This is a genomic window from Mycobacterium sp. E2327 (assembly GCF_001672675.1).
Classification (GTDB): domain Bacteria; phylum Actinomycetota; class Actinomycetes; order Mycobacteriales; family Mycobacteriaceae; genus Mycobacterium.
Window position 1 is genome coordinate 64,191 of the sequence record NZ_LZKE01000159.1, and the last position, 16,797, is coordinate 80,987.

The following is a 16,797-nucleotide window of genomic DNA, read 5'->3' on the forward strand; positions in this document are numbered from 1 at the left end:
GTCGTGGCGATATGCGATGTGCGACAACAGTTGTCGGGTCCGGCGCGCAGTTGGCCCGTCCGGGAACTCGGCCAACTGGCCAATTTGCTACTGCTCGAACGCCTCGGTCAGCCATTCGGCCATCGCCTCGGCCAGCGCGTCGTGGTTCTCGCGCTTGAGGATCTCGTGGCCGTCGTCGGCGAACAATAGGTAGCGCACCTCGCGGCCCGCGCGCCGCAACGCGTCGACGATCTGTTCCGATTCGCTGGCCGGGACGTTGGTGTCGTGGGCGCCGTGCACCACCAACAGCGGCGCGGTCAGGGTGTCGACTTGGCGCAGCGGCGAGAGCCGCTCGAGCAGCGCGCGGTCGTTGACCGGGTGGCCATACTCCGGGTAGGCGGCTTCGGCGATCCACGGCTCGGTGCTGCGGTAGAACGTGGTCAGATCGCTCATGCCCGCAGATGGTGACGCCCGCGGCGAACAGGTCCGGGTGAAACGTCAGGGCCGCCATCGTCAGGTAGCCGCCGTAGGACCAGCCCGCGCAGGCGATGCGCCCCGGGTCGGCCACCTCGTTGTCCACCAGGAACCGCACGCAGTCGGCGACGTCGTCGATGGCCGCGAACCGCTTGCCCTTGTCGTCGGCGTGTACGAAGGTGCGGCCCAGCCCGCCGGAACCGCGCACGTTCGGCGCCAGCACGCTGATCCCGGCGTTGAGCAGCTCGGGGAAGATCTCGCTGTAGTCGGGCCGGGCCTGGCCCTCCGGGCCACCGTGCAGATACACCACGGCGCCCGAGGCGTTTTCGGTCGCCCTGTACAGCCAGGACGGAAGCTTCAGCCCGTCGCGCGCGGTGATCGTCTCCAGCGACGGCCGGGCGGAGAACCCCGCGGCGATGGGGCCGCGGCTGGGTTCGGCGTCGATGAGTTGCCATGCCCGCGTGCGGGTGTCGACCAGCTCGACGGTTCGCGGCATCGCCGGGCCCTGCACGGTCATCGCCACCATGGAGCCGCCGGCGCTGATGGTCAGCTCGCCGGCGACGTCGCCCGGCAGCAGGATCGGTTCGGCCAGCGAGTAGTCGGTGTAGTGCAGGATCTGTAACTCGCTGCGGCCGTGCAGGTTCCACAGCAGCGCGACGGTGGACATGTCGTCGCTGACGACGAACTCGTCCAGATCGCAGTCGGGCCGCTCGGCGACCACGAAGTAGCTCACCCCGTCCAGGGTGGCGATCACCTCCACCAGCCGGGCGTGCGCGCAGCCGTTGTCGCTGATGAGCAAGGCCCGGAAGTACCCGTCGCCGCCCGCTCCCGGACGGTACAGCCTGCTCAGCTCGCCGGTCGGGCCGTAGCGCAGGCGGCGCGGATGGTGGTCGTCGAGGATGACGCCCTTGGCCGTCACCGAGCCGGGATCCGAAGGCAGCAGCGCGATTTCGGTGTCCCCGTGCAGCATGACCATGTCCTGGTAGCCGCGTGGCCCGACCCGGATCAGCGCCGCCCCGGCCCACGCGTCGACGAGCCGGGCGCCGGAACGGCGGTCGAGCACAACACAATTGCCATCGGCCGGATCGATCAGGCAGGACTGCCCGACCCCGTCCTCGCCGGTCAGGATCGCCGCCACCCGGGTGCCGTCCCACCCGATCAGCTCGGCGGTGCCGGCCTCCTCGCGGTCGATGCGCCAGGCCATCCGGTCGTCGGGATCCGTGGTGACGACCCAGATCTGCCGGCGGGTGAAGCCCTCCGGGGCCACCTCGCAGGCCAGCCAGTGCCCGTCCGCGGAGTGGATCACCCGCGAGACCGGGCCCTCGACCGGAAGCTCGACGTTGCGCGACGAACTGGCCCGGCGGCCGCGCAGGAAGCGCTGCACCGCATGGGGATAGCCGCCGTCGTCGACGAGGTGGGCGAACGCGGTGGCGTCGGGGGACAGCGACGCGCCGTAGAGCGCGCGTACCTGCCGCCCCATCGCCTACCCCTCGCGGGTTCCGATTCGTCGGAACGCCGCCCTGATCTTCGCGGGATTCAGCGCCGGGCGCTTGCGCTCGCGCGCCATCGGATAGAAGCAGAGCCCGATCAGGATCGCGGCGAAATGACCGATCGCGGTGAAGTTCACCCCGTGGCGGGTCATCGTCAGCAACGGGAAACCGAAGATGACCAGCAGCACCCCGAGATAGCCCCAGCGCCAGGGCCGCGCGATGTGATAGGTCAGCACCGCCATCACGCCGACCAGGAAATAGCTGACCCCGATGTCGCGGGCGTGCACCAGCCGTTCCGGCGCCTCGTGCTCCTCGATCGCGAAGTACAGGATGCCCTCGCTGATATAGGTGGCCAGGATGTGGGAGGTCAATCCTATTGTGAGCCAACGTAACTGGCCCAGCCAGTGCTCGGCTGGCGCGAGGAACAGGGAGAACAGCAGCAGGTACGGTTCCAGGTTCTTGCCGTCGATCCACAGCAGGCTGGAGAACAGCACGTCGAGCGGGTCGGTGCCGAGCGCGTGAATGTTGGTGGAGCGGTGCAACAGCACCGAGTGCAGTTGCCGGCCGGGCAGCTCGTTCTGGATGATCGTCGTGATCGCCAGCACCAGCAGCCAGGTGTAGGTCAGCGGCGCGGTGACGACGAAACGCCACACCGCGAGCCAGATGCGCCGCAGCCGCGTGCCCACCGATGCGTTCGCCACGATCAGCTATGTCCGGTTATTCGACGGTGACGGACTTGGCCAAGTTTCGCGGCTTGTCGACGTCGTAGCCGCGGGCCTGCGCGACCGACGCGGCGAACACCTGCAGCGGGATGGTCGACAACAGCGGCTGCAGAAGGGTTGACACCGAAGGGATCTCGATCAGGTGATCGGCGTAGGGGCGCACGGTGTCGTCGCCCTCCTCGGAGATGACGATGGTCACCGCGCCGCGGGTCTGGATCTCGCGGATGTTGGACAGCAGCTTGGAATGCAGCGTGGCCTGACCCTTGGGCGAGGGCATCACGACGATGACCGGCAGCCCGTCCTCGATCAGCGCGATCGGGCCGTGCTTGAGCTCGCCGGCGGCGAACCCCTCGGCGTGCATGTAGGCCAGCTCCTTGAGCTTCAGCGCGCCCTCGAGCGCCACCGGGTAGCCGACGTGCCGGCCCAAGAACAGCACCGTCGACGATTGCGCGAACTGATGCGCCAGCGCGGCGACCGGCTCGATGGTCGCGAGCACCCGGGCCACCAGGTCGGGCATCGCCTCCAGCTCGCGGTACTCGCGCTCGACCTCGTCGGGGTACTTGGTGCCGCGGGCCTGCGCCAGCGCCAGGCCGACCAGGTAGTTGGCGGCGATCTGCGCCAGGAAGGTCTTCGTCGAGGCCACGCCGATCTCCGGGCCGGCGCGGGTGTAGAGCACCGCGTCGCACTCGCGCGGGATCTGCGACCCGTTGGTGTTGCAGATCGCCAGCACCTTGGCCTTCTGGTCCTTGGCGTGCCGGACCGCCTCCAGGGTGTCGGCGGTTTCCCCGGACTGCGAGATGGCGACGACCAGGGTGCTGCGGTCCAGCACCGGGTCGCGGTAGCGGAATTCGCTGGCCAGCTCGACCTCGACCGGCAACCGGGTCCAGTGCTCGATCGCGTACTTGGCCAGCAGCCCCGAGTGGTACGCGGTGCCGCAGGCGACCACGAAGACCTTGTCGATCTCGCGCAGCTCCTGATCGGAGAGCCGCTGCTCGTCGAGGACGATCCGGCCATCGACGAAGTGCCCGAGCAGCGTGTCGGCGACCGCGGTGGGCTGCTCGGCGATCTCCTTGAGCATGAAGTAGGGGTAGCCGCCCTTTTCGGCCGCCGCCAGGTCCCAGTCGATATGAAAGACGCGGGCACTCGCAGCGTCGTCGTTGCCGTGGAAGTCGGTGATGCGGTAGCCGTCCGCGGTGATCACGACCGCCTGGTCCTGTCCGAGTTCGACGGCGTTGCGGGTGTGTTCGATGAACGCCGCCACGTCGGAGCCGACGAACATCTCGCCGTCGCCGATCCCGAGCACCAGCGGGGTGGAGCGGCGCGCGGCCACGATGGTGCCCGGCTCGTCGGCGTTGGCGAACACGAGGGTGAAGTGGCCCTCGAGGCGGCGCAGCACCGCCAGCACCGAGGCCGGGAAATCACCAGCGGTCGGTCCATTTCGGTAGGCCTGCGCCACCAGGTGCACCGCGACCTCGGTGTCGGTGTCGCTGGCGAACTCGACCCCGGCCGCCTCCAGCTCGTGGCGCAGGGCCGGGAAGTTCTCGATGATGCCGTTGTGGACGACGGCGATCTTGCCCGCGGCGTCGCGGTGCGGGTGTGCGTTGCGGTCGGTCGGGCGGCCGTGGGTGGCCCAGCGGGTGTGGCCCAGGCCGGTGGTGCCGGCCAGCGATTCCGGCGCCGTCGCGGCCGTTTCCTCGATGGCTGACTCCAGGTTGGCCAGCCGGCCGGCACGTCGCCGCACGGTGAGTTTGCCGTGGCCGTCGACCAGGGCGACTCCCGACGAGTCGTAGCCGCGGTACTCCATCCGGCGCAGCGCGTCCATGACGACCTCGCAGGCCGGGCGCTGCCCGACGTAGCCGACGATCCCGCACATTCTGACTAGGGTACGGCAGGCATCCCGGCAAGCCCCCTTTACGCGGCTGACCTGGGGCTAACCCGGGCAGTCCGCCGTCAGGGCGGCGCCGCGCACCGGAATCCCACGCCAGACCCGACCACCCGGCGTCACCGCGGGTTCATTTGAATTCATGCCTTATTCATAAACCCGAAGCTCATTTCACCTGATGTATTACCGACGTTTTCGGGCGCGTCATTGCCGCAGCGAACTGTGCATTTATGCTTCGCGGCATCGGCTAGTACTGGCAACCACCGGGGAGTAATGCGAACTGCGAAATCTATGGCACCGGGCCAGCGGAAAGCGACGGCACTGACACTCGCCAGATGATGAATGACGACTGTACAGCTAACCCGTAGGCGCGTCATTTTCCGCAATCCGTGAACGTAAAAACGAATCGAATATCGGGCGTGTGCCGCATTCAGATAAAGACAACTCTTGAATCTTTCGCCCGCGTGACAGCTTCCAGGAGGGAATCATGACCGCTGTTCTGTACGACGACGTGGCTACCAGCCCGCCCGCGACCCGAGCGGCCGTCAAGCCGGCGCCGAAGCAGCCCCGCCGGACGCCGATCGGCGCCGGGGGCGACCCCTTGGCGGACGCCGCCGCGCATTTGCTGAGCATCCCGCTGCGCCAGCTGTACGCGGTGCTGTGGCGGGTGGGCCTGATCGAGGTCATCGCCTAAGACGCCATGCGCTAACGTCGATGCGTGGCCCGCACCCGCAAGCTCGTCGCAGCTCTCAGCCGCCGTGGCCCGCACCGTGTTTTGCGCGGCGACCTGGCCTTCGCCGGTTTGCCAGGAGTGGTGTACACGCCCGAAGCCGGCCTCAACCTGCCCGGCATCGCGTTCGGCCATGATTGGCTGGCCGGCGCGGACCGATATTCGGGCCTGCTGGAGCACCTTGCCTCCTGGGGCATCGTCGCCGGCGCCCCCGACACCCAGCGCGGGCTGGCGCCCTCCGTGCTGAACTTCGCCTTCGATCTCGGTACCGCCCTCGACATCGTGGCGGGCGTGCGCCTGGGGCCCGGCAACATCAGCGTGCATCCCGCCAAGCTCGGCGTGGTAGGCCACGGCTTCGGCGGCTCGGCCGCCGTGTTCGCCGCGGCCGGGATGCCCGACAAGCCCGCGGCCGTCGCGGCGCTCTTCCCGGCAGTTACCAGTCCCCCGGCCGAGCAGCCCGCCGCGACGCTGAAGGTCCCGGGCCAGATCCTGACCGCGCCGGGCGACCCGAAGTCGTTGAACTCCAACGCCCTGGCGCTGGACGCCGCGTGGGAGGCGGCCACGTTGCGCATCGTCGCCAAGGCCCAGCCCGGGGGGCTCGTCGAGGGCCGGCGACTGACGAAGGTGGTCGGGCTGCCGGGCCCGCACCGACGCACCCAGCGATCGGTCCGGGCGCTGCTGACCGGATACCTGCTCTACGCGCTGGGCGGCGACAAGAAGTATCGCGACTTCGCCGATCCGGACGTGAAGCTGCCGCGGACGGTTCCGGTGGACCCCGAGGCCGAGCCGGTCGCGCTCGAAGAGAAGGTCGTCGCGCTGCTGAAGTAGCGCGCCCGATTCGCCACGCCCGTGGTAAGAGTCGTTGATGCGAATCGGGATCGCTCTGGACTACTCGGGCGGCTTTCACGAGGCCGTCGACCGCGTCGTCGAACTCGAAAAGGCCGGCATCGAGGTGGCGGTGGTGGCCGAGGCGTATGCCTTCGACGCCGTCAGCCAGCTCGGGTATCTGGCCGCCAAGACCAACACCGTCGAGCTGGCGTCGGGGGTGTTGCCCATCTACATCCGCACGCCGTCGCTGCTGGCGATGACCGCGGCGGGCCTGGACTTCGTGTCCGACGGGCGATTTCGTCTCGGCATCGGCACCTCCGGGCCACAAGTGATGGAAGGATTCCACGGCGTCGAGTTCGACGCGCCGTTGGGCCGCACCCGCGAGATCGTGGAGATCTGTCGCCAGGTGTGGCGCCGCGAGCGGGTGCAATACGCCGGCAAGCACTACCAGATCCCGTTGCCCGCGGACCGCGGAACCGGGCTGGGCAAGGCCCTGCAGCTCATCAATCATCCTGTGCGCGAACGAATTCCAATCTCGATCGCGGCGCTGGGCCCGAAGAACGTCGAGCTCACCGCCGAGATCGCCGAGGGCTGGCAGCCCGTCTTCTACCTTCCCGACAAGGCGCATCTGGTGTGGGGCGAGGCGTTGGCCGCCGGCGCCGCCAAGCGCGACCCGGCGCTGGGCCCGCTCGACGTGATGGTGCACGCGTCGCTGGCCATCGGCGACGACGTCGAAGACCGGCTGGCCTGGAGCAAGCCGCAGCTCGCCCTGTACCTCGGCGGGATGGGCGCCAAGGGCCGCAACTTCTACCACAGCCTGGCCACGCGTTACGGTTTCGGCGAGGTGGCGGACCGGATCCAGGAGCTGTACCTGTCGGGGCGCAAGCGCGAGGCCACCGCGTTGGTGCCCGACGAGTTGGTGCGCGGGATGTCGCTCGTCGGCCCCCGCGGATACGTCGCCGAACGTCTGGCCGCCTTCGCCGAGTCCGGTGTGACGACGCTGCTGGTCAACCCCCTGGCGGCCGACCCCGGCGAAGCCATGCGCTTCGTCGAGGACGTACTCGAGATGCGGCCCGCCTGAGCCGTCACTGCCCGGCCTGCGGAAGCTGGTCCGCGGCAATCTCGCACGGCGTCGATGCCTCGGCTACCGGCGGCCCCGATGCGGGCTCCGGCGGCGCAGCTGCGGGCTCTGGCGGCGCCGCCACTGGCGCTGGCGCGTCGACCGGCGCCGGCGCGTCGACCGGCTGAGCCGCCGCGGCCGCCGGGGGCGCCTCGTCAACCGGCTGACCCTCCTGCACCGGCCCAGCCTCTTCCGAATCGCTTTCCTCAGCAACGTCTTTCGGGTCGTGGAACGGATCCCCTTCGTCGTCGAACGCGTCGTCGATGGCCGCCTGGTCGTCTGGCGGGCCCAGCAGCGAGCCCATCGCGTCGACGATCCGATTGGCCAGCGCGCCGAGCCCACCGAGGCCGCCGAGCCCGCCCGGGCCGCCGCCCGCCTCACCCGTGGGCAATGCCGACGCCGCGCCCAGGTCGGGCAACGCCGGTGGCGTGGTCGACAAGGCAGGCGCCGCAACGGGATTCGCCGGCGGAGCGGGAAGCGGGGTCGGCGCGACCGCCCCGCCCGACGGGCCCGCCGCGCCCGGCGGAGGCGCGGCCGGCGGTGTCGGCGGGTGGGGCTGCTGGGCGGGCCCGAGATCGCCGGGCACCTCGAAGCACGCCGCGGGCGCGGCGGCCATCCGGTCGATCACCATGGCGTAGGACGTGTCCACCCCCTCGGCCGTCGAACGCATCGTGGTCAGCCAGTCGTCGCGAATCTCGTTGTCCACGTATGGGGTTATCTCCTGACGGACCACCTCCTCGGCGCCGGCCCGGTCCCCCGCGCCGGTCGTGACCGCGGCGGCCGCCGCCAACCACGCCGGCCGCTGCGCCCGCGTGCCCTCGTCGATGGCGATGGCCGTCGCGACCTTGGAATCGACCAGGTACCAGAGGTTGTCGCGCAGCGACTCGCACCGCTGGGCCGCCGCGCGGACCTCGGCGGCCACCGCGCTCGCGGCGCCACAATGGCGCTCCAGGAACCGGACCGCGGCGTCGCCGCCCGACCCCAGCCACGCCCCGGCGAGCTCGGCAAGCTGCGCCCGCTGCAGCCCGAGCGCCTCCATGACCGCCGCGGCCGCGGCCCGCAATTCCGCGCAGTCGCTGTCGAGCGCGTGCAGGTCCAGGCCTTCTTCGCCGTCGTACCAATCGCGGACCTGGGCGGGATGCGCCGTCAGGCCGGGATGTTGGTAACCGAGCGCGTGGCAGGCCCGCACGTAAGCCTCGGTGTGCTCGACGGCGGAGCGGCCCTCGGCAAGCCGCTCCGCGACGTCCAACCGGTCGGCCACGATCAGGCGATCCGCGCCGCGGCGTACAACTCGGCGTCGGCGTAGTTCTCGGCGCCGGCCCGCAGGGCCGCGGCCGTCTCTGCCGCCGCGCGCGACCACCGCGTCACCTCGGCCGTCAGTCGCTCCAGCTGCACCCGCAGGGCGTCGCCGCGCGCGGTGTGCGCCCGGCCGGCGACCGCACCGCCGAAAGTCAACCGCGCCAAGTGATCTGCCACCGCGCGGTCGAGGAGATCGGTGGCCGCGTCCATCCGGTCGGCGACGTTGAGCACTGCCGAGCTATCGAATCTCATGCCTAATCCGACGCCCGATGGCGCGCCGGGGTTCCCCTAAGGGATCAGCGCGCGCCGCTCACCGCTTCGGCGACCCGGCTGGCGACCCGCTGCGCGACATCCTCTTCGGGCGCCTCCACCATGACCCGGATCATCGGCTCGGTTCCCGAGGGGCGCAACAGGATTCGGCCCGTGTCACCCAGTTCGGCCTCGGCCTGCTCCAGCGCGGTCTGCACCGAGGGCGCCGCGGCGGCGGTGGCCTTGTCGGCCACCTTGACGTTGATCAGCACCTGCGGGAGCGCCCGCATCGCCGAGGCCAGCTCGGCCAGCGAGGCGCCGGTCTGCACCATGCGGTTCATCAATCGCAGTCCCGTGACGATGCCGTCCCCGGTGGAGCCCACCGCGGGCATCACGATGTGCCCGGACTGTTCGCCGCCCAGGCTGTAGTCCCCGGACCGCAGCTCCTCCAGCACATAGCGGTCGCCGACGCCGGTCGTGCGCACGGCGATGCCCGCCGACCGCATGGCGAGGTGCAGCCCGAGGTTGCTCATCACGGTGGTCACCAGCGTCTCGGAGGCCAGCTCGCCCGCGTCCCGCATCGCCAACGCGAGCACGACCATGATGTGGTCGCCGTCGACCAGCTTTCCGTTGGCGTCGACGGCCAGGCACCGGTCGGCGTCCCCGTCGTGGGCCAGGCCCAGGTCGGCGCGGTGGTCGACGACCGCCGCCTTCACCGCGTCCAGGTGCGTCGAACCGCAGCCGTCGTTGATGTTGAGCCCGTTGGGGTCGGCGTTGATGGCGATCACCCGCGCCCCGGCCGCGCGGTAGGCGCGCGGCGCCACCGACGACGCCGCGCCGTGGGCGCAGTCGACCACCACGGTCAGGCCGTCCAGGCGCAGCGTGCTCGCCTTGGACAGGTGGCGCAGGTAGCGGTCGGCCGCATCCTCGGCGTCGACGACCCGGCCGATTCCGGCGCCGACGGGCCGCAGCCCCGGTCCCGCCGCAACCAGCTCCTCGATCTGGTCTTCGGTTGCGTCGTCCAGCTTGTGACCGCCGGGACCGAAGATCTTGATGCCGTTGTCGGGCATCGGGTTGTGCGACGCGGAGATCATCACCCCGAAGTCGGCGTCGTAGGCGCCGGTCAGGTAGGCCACCGCGGGGGTGGGAAGCACGCCGACCCGCAGCGCGTCGACGCCCTCGCTGGTCAACCCGGCGATCACCGCGGCCTCCAGCATCTCGCCGCTGGCCCGCGGATCGCGGCCGATCACGGCCACCCGCCGGCCCGGTCCGCCCGAACTCGCCAGGCGCCGGGCCGCCGCGGCGCCCAGGGCCAACGCCAGCTCGGCGGTCAACTCGCGATTGGCGACCCCGCGAACACCGTCGGTGCCGAATAGTCGACCCATGCGGTAAAACCTCTCACAGTTGACGCTCAGACACCTAACGTGCCCGTTCTTTTCTGACCGAAACCAGGCGCGAACGCGCGCAGACACGCCGCACGACGTTCTTTTGCGGCCAGAAAGTGATGCTGATCAGCGCTTGCTGTACTGCGGCGCCTTGCGCGCCTTCTTCAGCCCGTACTTCTTGCGCTCGGTGGCACGCGGGTCACGGGTGAGGAAGCCGGCCTTCTTCAGCGCGGGCCGGTCCTCGGGCGAGGCCAGGATCAGCGCCCGGGCGATGCCCAGGCGCAGCGCGCCGGCCTGACCCGACGGGCCGCCGCCATGCAGCAGGGCGAAGACGTCGAAGCTCTCCACCCGGTCGACGGTGACCAGCGGGGCCTTGATGAGCTGCTGGTGCACCTTGTTGGGGAAGTAGTCCTCCAGGCTGCGGCCGTTGAGGTCGAACTTGCCGGTGCCGGGCACGATGCGCACCCGCACCACGGCCTCCTTGCGGCGGCCGACGGTCTGGATGGGCCGCTCGAAGACGAACGCCTCGGCGGGGCGGGCGGCGGGAGCCTCGGCCTCGGGGGCCGCAGGGGTCTCCGGGGTTTCGAGCGCCTCGGTTGTCTCGGTCACTGGGCCACCTGCTTGATCTCGTACGGAACCGGCTGCTGAGCGGTGTGGGGATGCTCCGGACCTGCATAGACGCGAAGCTTGCGCTGGATCTGTCGGCTGAGCTTGTTCTTGGGGAGCATGCCGACGATCGCCTTCTCCACGACGCGAGTCGGGTGCTTTTCCAGCAACTCGCCGGTGGTGCGGCTGTGCAGCCCGCCGGGATAGCCCGAGTGGCGGTAGGCCAGCTTCTGCTGCAGCTTGTCGCCGGACAGGGCGACCTTTTCGGCGTTGATGACGATGACGAAGTCACCGCCGTCGACGTTGGGGGCGAACGTCGGCTTGTGCTTGCCGCGCAGCAGGTTGGCTGCCGCGACGGCAAGGCGGCCAAGCACCACGTCCGTGGCGTCGATGACGTACCACGACCGCGTGGTGTCACCCGCCTTTGGCGCGTAGGTGGGCACAGCGCTTACCTTCTCTTCTCAGGCCTCTTGTACGAGGGTGTGGATCCCGGGTCGAGCCGGGTGCCAGTCAGGCGTTCGCGGTGGGGTTAATTCTCGGCGACCGACATTGACCCGAGGCCCCGGCGTACCGCACGCCAACCGAGCAGCTTACCGATCCTCATCCCCGCAGGTCAAAATCGCCGACACGGGTATCAAACATGCCCTTGTGACCGCGGCAACCTATCCTGAGAGCACCCAGCAAACGGTGGGCCCGGATTGGCGGAGGTCGGATGACGGCCGGAGCAGTGTGTCGGACGTGTGGCACCGAGCCCTTCAAGGACGCGCGGTTTTGCCACAGCTGCGGCTCGGCAGTCCAAGACGGCGACGCCCACCCCGAGTACAAGCAGGTCACGGTCCTGTTCGCCGACGTGGTCGGCTCGATGGAAATCGCCTCGGCGGTCGGCGCGGAACGGCTGCTGCAAATCATGGCGGACCTGGCTGACCGCTGCGCCGCGGTGGTCGAGCGGTACGGCGGGACGGTCGACAAGTTCACCGGCGACGGCATCATGGCCGTGTTCGGCGCGCCGGTCGCGTTGGAGGACCACGCCATCCGGGCTTGCCTTGCGGCGCTGGGCATCCAGGAAGAGACCGCCCGGCTGGCAGCCGAGGTCGACAAGCGCGACGGCATCGAACTGCGGTTGCGCGTCGGTCTCAACTCCGGTCAGGTGATCGCGGGCGAAATCGGTTCCGGGCCTTTCGGTTACACCGCCATCGGCGAGCAGGTCGGCCTCGCCCAGCGGATGGAATCGGTGGCCCCGCCGGGTGCGGTGATGCTCAGCGCGTCGACCGCGCGGCTTGTCGAGGGCGCCGCGGCTATCGGTGAATCCGAGCTGGTTCAAATCAAGGGTGTCGACGCGCCGGTCCGCGCCCATCGGCTGTTGGGCGCGGGTGATGACCATCGCGCCGTCCGGCGTGCCGAGTCGAATCTGGTCGGTCGGCAGTGGGAGATGTCGGCCATCGAGGGCTTGCTTGAGCGCGCCATCGACGTGCACGGCGCCGTGGTCAGTGTCGTGGGGTTGCCGGGCATCGGCAAGAGCCGCCTGGCGCGCGAGGTCACGGCGATGGCCGAGGCCCGGGGTGTCGACGTGTTCACCGCCTTCTGCGAGTCGCACGCCAGCGACGTGCCCTTCTATTTGGTGGCGCGGATGCTGCGGGCGAGCTTCCGGGTGGCCGATCTCGACCCGCCGGAAGCGCGCGCGGAGCTGCGGTCCCGGGTGCCCGACGCCGAGCCGGATGACCTGTTGCTCCTCGATGACTTGTTGCGCATCGCCGATCCCGACGTTGCGCTGCCGACGATCGACCCGGATGCCCGGCGGCGGCGGTTGACCGCGCTGGTCAATGCCGCGTTGCTGGCCCGCCAATCCCCGGCCGTGTATGTCATCGAGGACGTGCACTGGATCGACGAGGTCAGCGGCTCGATGCTGGCCGACTTCGTCGCGGTGGCCCCGCAGACACCGTCGCTGGTGGTGCTCACCTACCGTCCCGAGTATCGGGGGCCGTTGAGCAAGGTGACCGGCGCGCAGACCATCGCCCTTGCGCCGCTGAGTGATTCGGAAGCCGCGGCACTGGCCGGGGACTTGCTCGGGCCGGACCCGTCGGTCAGCGACCTGGCCGGGGTGATCGCCGAGCGCGCTGCCGGTAATCCGTTTTTCGTCGAGGAGATGGTGCGCGACCTCGCCGAGCGCGGTGTGCTGCGCGGCAGCCGCGGCGCGTACGTGTCGGCGGCGGCGGTCACCGAGGTCCGGGTGCCGGTCACGCTGCAGGCGACCATCGCCGCGCGTATCGACCGCCTGGACTGGGCGGCCAAGCGCACCCTGAGCGCCGCGGCGGTGATCGGGTCGCGATTCAGCCCGGACCTGCTGGAAACGCTGGGCATCGAGCCCAGCCTGGACGACCTGCTGGCGGCCGAGCTCATCGACCAGATCCGGTTCACCGGGGAACCCAGGTATGTGTTCCGCCATCCGCTGATCCGCACCGTGGCCTACGAATCACAGCTGCGATCGGATCGCGCCGAGCTGCACCGGCGGGTCGCCGCCGCGATCGAATCACGCGACCAGGCGGCGGCCGACCAGAATGCGGCGCTGATCGCCGAGCACCTGGAGGCCGCCGGTGATCCGCACGCCGCATTCAGCTGGCACATGCGTGCGGCGACGTGGGCCACCAACCGCGACGCGAACGCCGCTCGACTGAGTTGGGAACGCGCCCAAACGATTGCCGACCGGCTGCCCGCGGAGGACCCCCATCGGGCAACCATGCGCATCGCCCCGCGCACCATGTTGTGCGGCATCGCCTGGCGAATCAACGCGCGCGCAGTCGCCGATCGATTCGACGAATTGCGGGAGTTGTGCGCCGCCGTCGGGGACAAGGTGTCACTGGCCATCGGGATGGCCGGGCTGGTGATGGAGCACGCGCATCAAGCCCGGGCGCCCGAAGCCGCGGAGCTGGCGTCCGAAGCCTGGACGCTCGCCGAGGCGCTCGGCGACGCGACCTTGACGGTGGGGCTGTCCGTTTCGCTGATCTTCGCCAAGATGGAGAACAATCAGTGGTCCGACGTGCTGCGGTGGTCACAGACGGTCATCGACCTGGCCGACGGTGACCCGTCCAAGGGCAACTTCTTCGTAGGGTCCCCCCTGGCGGTCGCCTTCACGACACGGGCGCTCGCCCGATACAGCCTGGGCCTACCCGGATGGCAGGACGACCAGCAGCAGGGCCTCGCCATGGCCCGCAAGGCCGACCCCATGTCGTACGCATTGGTCGTCGCCTACATCTACAACCCGGGCATCCCGCTCGGCGTCCTGGCGGCCGACGATCGGGCGGTGCGCGAGAGCGAAGATGCGCTGCGGATCATCGAACGATCCGGTGACGACGTCGCATTGGCCTTCACCCAGATGGCGCCGGGCGTCGCACGGGTGCACCGTCCAACGGCTGCCGATCGGGAGCGCGGCGAGAAGCTGCTGGCGGAACTCAGCGACGTGTTCCGGCGCCGCAGAGCGAACCTGGGCGAATTGCGTTTCGTCGACGCGTATTTGGCGCGGGAGCGGGCTCGGGGTGGAGATCGCGACGAAGCCGTATTGCTCGTGCGCGCGGCCGTCAACGATCTGTTCCGCGAGGGGCAACAGATGTGCGGAGCGTGGGGCTTTCCGGCGACGGGGGTCCTGGTGGAGACGCTGCTGGACCGCGGGACCGACGCCGACGTCGCCGAGGCCGAGGCCGCGATCGATCGGCTGGCGGCGGCGCCGACCGACGGCTCGGCCATGCGTGACATCTGGCTGTTGCGACTGAAAGCTCTTGTGGCGCACGCCCGCGGAGACGCCATCGCGTACGCGGACTTGAAGAATCGCTACGGCGAGATGGCGAGGTCGCTTCAGTTCGCCGGGCACATCGCCTGGGCAGAGGCGATGCCCTGATCAGGGCATGATCATCCGCGCCGCCGGCCCCATCCGCGGCAGCACCCGCAGCGAGCCCACCAGACCGGCGTGCCAGGCGTGCTCGGTGATGCCGAGACCGGTGAACGGTCGGCCGTCGACGACCGTTTCGAATCGCGTCGCCGACTCCTGGATCACCAAACCCCTTTTCCACAAACAGGATTGGGCGATGACTCGCCCGCGAATCTCGAGCCGCAAACCGCTGACGTCGGTGACCACCATCCGCGAGGCGCAGGGAACCTGATGGCCGGACCACTCGTGGTCCACAGTCAACTGCGCCACCGCGTGGCAGGCGCCGTCGTGGAAGATGTAGCCGGTCGGGTAGGCCCGGCCATTCTCGTACAGGTGTGTGCAGTTCATGGTGAAGTCGGGGCTTAGCAGCACGGTGTTCCAGTCCCAGCGCTCGATGCTGCTCCACAAGCGGACGCCCCAGGACTTGTCTCGCTGGCCGAGGCCGTCGATGGGGTAGGTCGCGCCGTTCATTCTGACCCGGCCGGTGACCCATCCGGACTGCTCCATGTGTGTGTCGGCGATGCCGGACGGCAGGTATGCCCCAGGAGGGGCTTCGGCGTGGTAATCGAACGGCGCGTGCAACGCGGTCCAGGTCAGGTCGACCTCGTGGCGGCCCCGCAGCAATAGCCGCCACTTCGACATCGGTTCGATCATTTGAAACTCCAAAGCCCCCACTTTGAGGTGGTCGGGCTCCGGGGTACCGGAGTAGCGGGCGTGCAGCTTCGCGTAGCCGCCCTCGACGCGGCCATCGCGCATCGTGTACAGGATCGCGTCGGCGGTGTGATTGCTGGGCCGATATCCGATCCGCGCCAATCCCACCGCGTCCGATTCGGCGTCGAACCAACTGAAAAAGAAGCTTTCCTGCCAATCCGGGTGCGGCCCGGCCTCGTGCATGAATTCGTCGTTGACGTCGACCATCGTGTCCATCCTCGCGAATCGGGGCCAAACAACACGGATACAAATGGGTGGCGACAAGAATCTAGAAAGAGTACGTGAAAACTATGCACCACACCGCGTTACGGTCTCGGCGCCGATCGATAACTTCTTGGTGCGGCGCAGCGCCTTTGGCCCGGGATCGCATCGCTTTTCTAACAATTCTCATGGCAGATTGGGCCTTCGCCAACGACGCCAAATCTGCAATGCTGTGCGGATGGCGGCAAATGGAAGCTCGAGATGGACAAACGGGCACCTCGAGCGCATGCGACGGGTGGGTGATAAGCCGGTCGACGACGTGGTCGGGAAAGTGTTTAAACGGGACGTCAACGACGTCAATCGCATCATGCGCACACTCGTGCGCAACGACCAGCCGGCGCCAACGGATTTGCCAAAGGAACTCGAGGTCTACCTGAAAACTTCGCTATCCCTGCCCGCGTGGGCCGACCCGGACAAGATCAAGCGGGGGCAACAGGTGTTCGAGGAGAACGGCCTACTCATCACGCTCTGCCTGTTCTGCGCGTCGCTGCCGTCGGCTTACGCGGACAGTTACGCCGTGAAGGTGCTGTATCTGACCGGCCAGCTCGACACGAATGCACGGCGTCGGGTGATGGAGACCGGCCAGTTCCTGATCGACGCATGCACCACCGGCGGCCTCGATCCAAAGGGCAAGGGCCTGCGCGCGATCCAACACGTCCGCCTGATGCATGCCGCGGTGCGTCACCTGATCAAGGACCGCGCCGGTAAGCACCCCGGCATGTGGAACTACCCCCGTTGGGGCGAACCGATCAACCAGGAGGACATGGCCGCGACCATCCTCTCTTTCTGGTATGTCGTCGGCGACCCGATGGGCCGTCTCGGCGTGAACCTGTCCGACGACGATAAGGACGCGTACCTACACCTCTGGAACGTCATCGGCCACCTGATGGGTGTGGTCGACGCGATGCGTCCGCACGACGCCACCGAGGCCAACGCGCTGCTCGACGCCATCAAGCGGCGGCGTTTCACGGCATCCCCCGAGGGGCAGCACATGACCCGTGCGCTCCTCGCGCTACTCGACGAACTCACGCCCACCAAGGAGTTCGATAAGACGATCCCGCCACTGATCCGCCACTTGATCGGCGACCAAACCGCCGACCTGCTGCTCGTACCGCCTTTGCATCACCGCCGCGAACTCGAAC

General features: G+C 69.0%; 14 protein-coding genes and 1 pseudogene. 5 read left to right on the forward strand and 10 right to left on the reverse strand.

Annotated features, from left to right (window positions below):
- Positions 1 to 87 precede the first annotated feature (87 nt).
- The 4 genes and pseudogenes from A5712_RS32060 to glmS form a co-directional block, all read right to left on the reverse strand.
- Positions 88 to 432: a S9 family peptidase gene (locus A5712_RS32060; RefSeq protein ID WP_231982168.1), complete on the reverse strand. Its 345-nt coding sequence runs from the start codon at positions 430 to 432 to the stop codon at positions 88 to 90.
- Positions 428 to 1,933, reverse strand: a pseudogene (locus tag A5712_RS32720) (alpha/beta fold hydrolase); the annotation flags it as partial. The gene A5712_RS32060 and the pseudogene A5712_RS32720, both read right to left, overlap by 5 nt.
- A gap of 3 nt (positions 1,934 to 1,936) precedes the next feature.
- Positions 1,937 to 2,644, reverse strand: coding sequence for a rhomboid-like protein (locus A5712_RS19115; RefSeq protein ID WP_369830409.1), 708 nt, complete (start codon positions 2,642 to 2,644; stop codon positions 1,937 to 1,939).
- Positions 2,645 to 2,660: 16 nt separating this feature from the next.
- On the reverse strand, positions 2,661 to 4,538 hold the full coding sequence (glmS, locus tag A5712_RS19120) for a glutamine--fructose-6-phosphate transaminase (isomerizing) (RefSeq protein WP_068108103.1): 1,878 nt from the start codon (positions 4,536 to 4,538) through the stop codon (positions 2,661 to 2,663).
- Positions 4,539 to 5,034: 496 nt separating this feature from the next.
- Between glmS and A5712_RS19125 the strand changes: the two genes are divergently transcribed.
- Genes A5712_RS19125 through A5712_RS19135 form a run of 3 tightly spaced genes read left to right on the forward strand, consistent with a single transcriptional unit; the run spans position 5,035 to position 7,186 of the window.
- Positions 5,035 to 5,241, forward strand: coding sequence for an Rv1535 family protein (locus A5712_RS19125; RefSeq protein ID WP_068108105.1), 207 nt, complete (start codon positions 5,035 to 5,037; stop codon positions 5,239 to 5,241).
- A gap of 24 nt (positions 5,242 to 5,265) precedes the next feature.
- Positions 5,266 to 6,105, forward strand: a complete 840-nt coding sequence (locus A5712_RS19130; protein WP_068108107.1) for a dienelactone hydrolase family protein — start codon at positions 5,266 to 5,268, stop codon at positions 6,103 to 6,105.
- A 37-nt stretch (positions 6,106 to 6,142) separates the two neighbouring features.
- Entirely contained in the window at positions 6,143 to 7,186 is a 1,044-nt protein-coding gene (locus A5712_RS19135; RefSeq protein WP_068108109.1) for an LLM class F420-dependent oxidoreductase, read from the forward strand.
- A gap of 4 nt (positions 7,187 to 7,190) precedes the next feature.
- On the opposite strand, the gene A5712_RS19140 is transcribed toward A5712_RS19135, so the two are convergent.
- The 5 genes from A5712_RS19140 to rplM all read right to left on the reverse strand — a co-directional run bounded on the left by A5712_RS19140 (position 7,191) and on the right by rplM (position 11,207).
- On the reverse strand, positions 7,191 to 8,486 hold the full coding sequence (locus A5712_RS19140; protein WP_068108111.1) for a hypothetical protein: 1,296 nt from the start codon (positions 8,484 to 8,486) through the stop codon (positions 7,191 to 7,193).
- Positions 8,487 to 8,488: 2 nt separating this feature from the next.
- Positions 8,489 to 8,776 carry a hypothetical protein gene (locus A5712_RS19145; protein WP_068108113.1) on the reverse strand — a complete coding sequence of 96 codons (288 nt, stop codon included), beginning with the start codon at positions 8,774 to 8,776 and terminating at the stop codon, positions 8,489 to 8,491.
- A 44-nt stretch (positions 8,777 to 8,820) separates the two neighbouring features.
- On the reverse strand, positions 8,821 to 10,158 hold the full coding sequence (gene glmM / locus A5712_RS19150) for a phosphoglucosamine mutase (protein WP_068108114.1): 1,338 nt from the start codon (positions 10,156 to 10,158) through the stop codon (positions 8,821 to 8,823).
- Positions 10,159 to 10,284: 126 nt separating this feature from the next.
- The gene (rpsI, locus tag A5712_RS19155; RefSeq protein ID WP_082973524.1) at positions 10,285 to 10,767 is read right to left on the reverse strand and encodes a 30S ribosomal protein S9; all 483 of its coding nucleotides are present in this window, start codon (positions 10,765 to 10,767) and stop codon (positions 10,285 to 10,287) included.
- Positions 10,764 to 11,207, reverse strand: coding sequence for a 50S ribosomal protein L13 (gene rplM, locus A5712_RS19160; RefSeq protein WP_066907613.1), 444 nt, complete (start codon positions 11,205 to 11,207; stop codon positions 10,764 to 10,766). Before rplM ends, rpsI begins: the two co-directional genes overlap by 4 nt.
- Positions 11,208 to 11,476: 269 nt before the next feature.
- Between rplM and A5712_RS19165 the strand changes: the two genes are divergently transcribed.
- A complete protein-coding gene (locus A5712_RS19165) occupies positions 11,477 to 14,653 on the forward strand; it encodes an adenylate/guanylate cyclase domain-containing protein (protein ID WP_068108115.1) in 3,177 nt (1,058 codons plus the stop codon).
- On the opposite strand, the gene A5712_RS19170 is transcribed toward A5712_RS19165, so the two are convergent.
- Positions 14,654 to 15,601: a hypothetical protein gene (locus tag A5712_RS19170; protein WP_156766642.1), complete on the reverse strand. Its 948-nt coding sequence runs from the start codon at positions 15,599 to 15,601 to the stop codon at positions 14,654 to 14,656.
- A gap of 280 nt (positions 15,602 to 15,881) precedes the next feature.
- Here A5712_RS19170 and A5712_RS19175 point away from each other — a divergent pair.
- The coding region (locus tag A5712_RS19175; protein WP_197519442.1) for an oxygenase MpaB family protein at positions 15,882 to 16,797 on the forward strand (916 nt) is incomplete at its 3' end.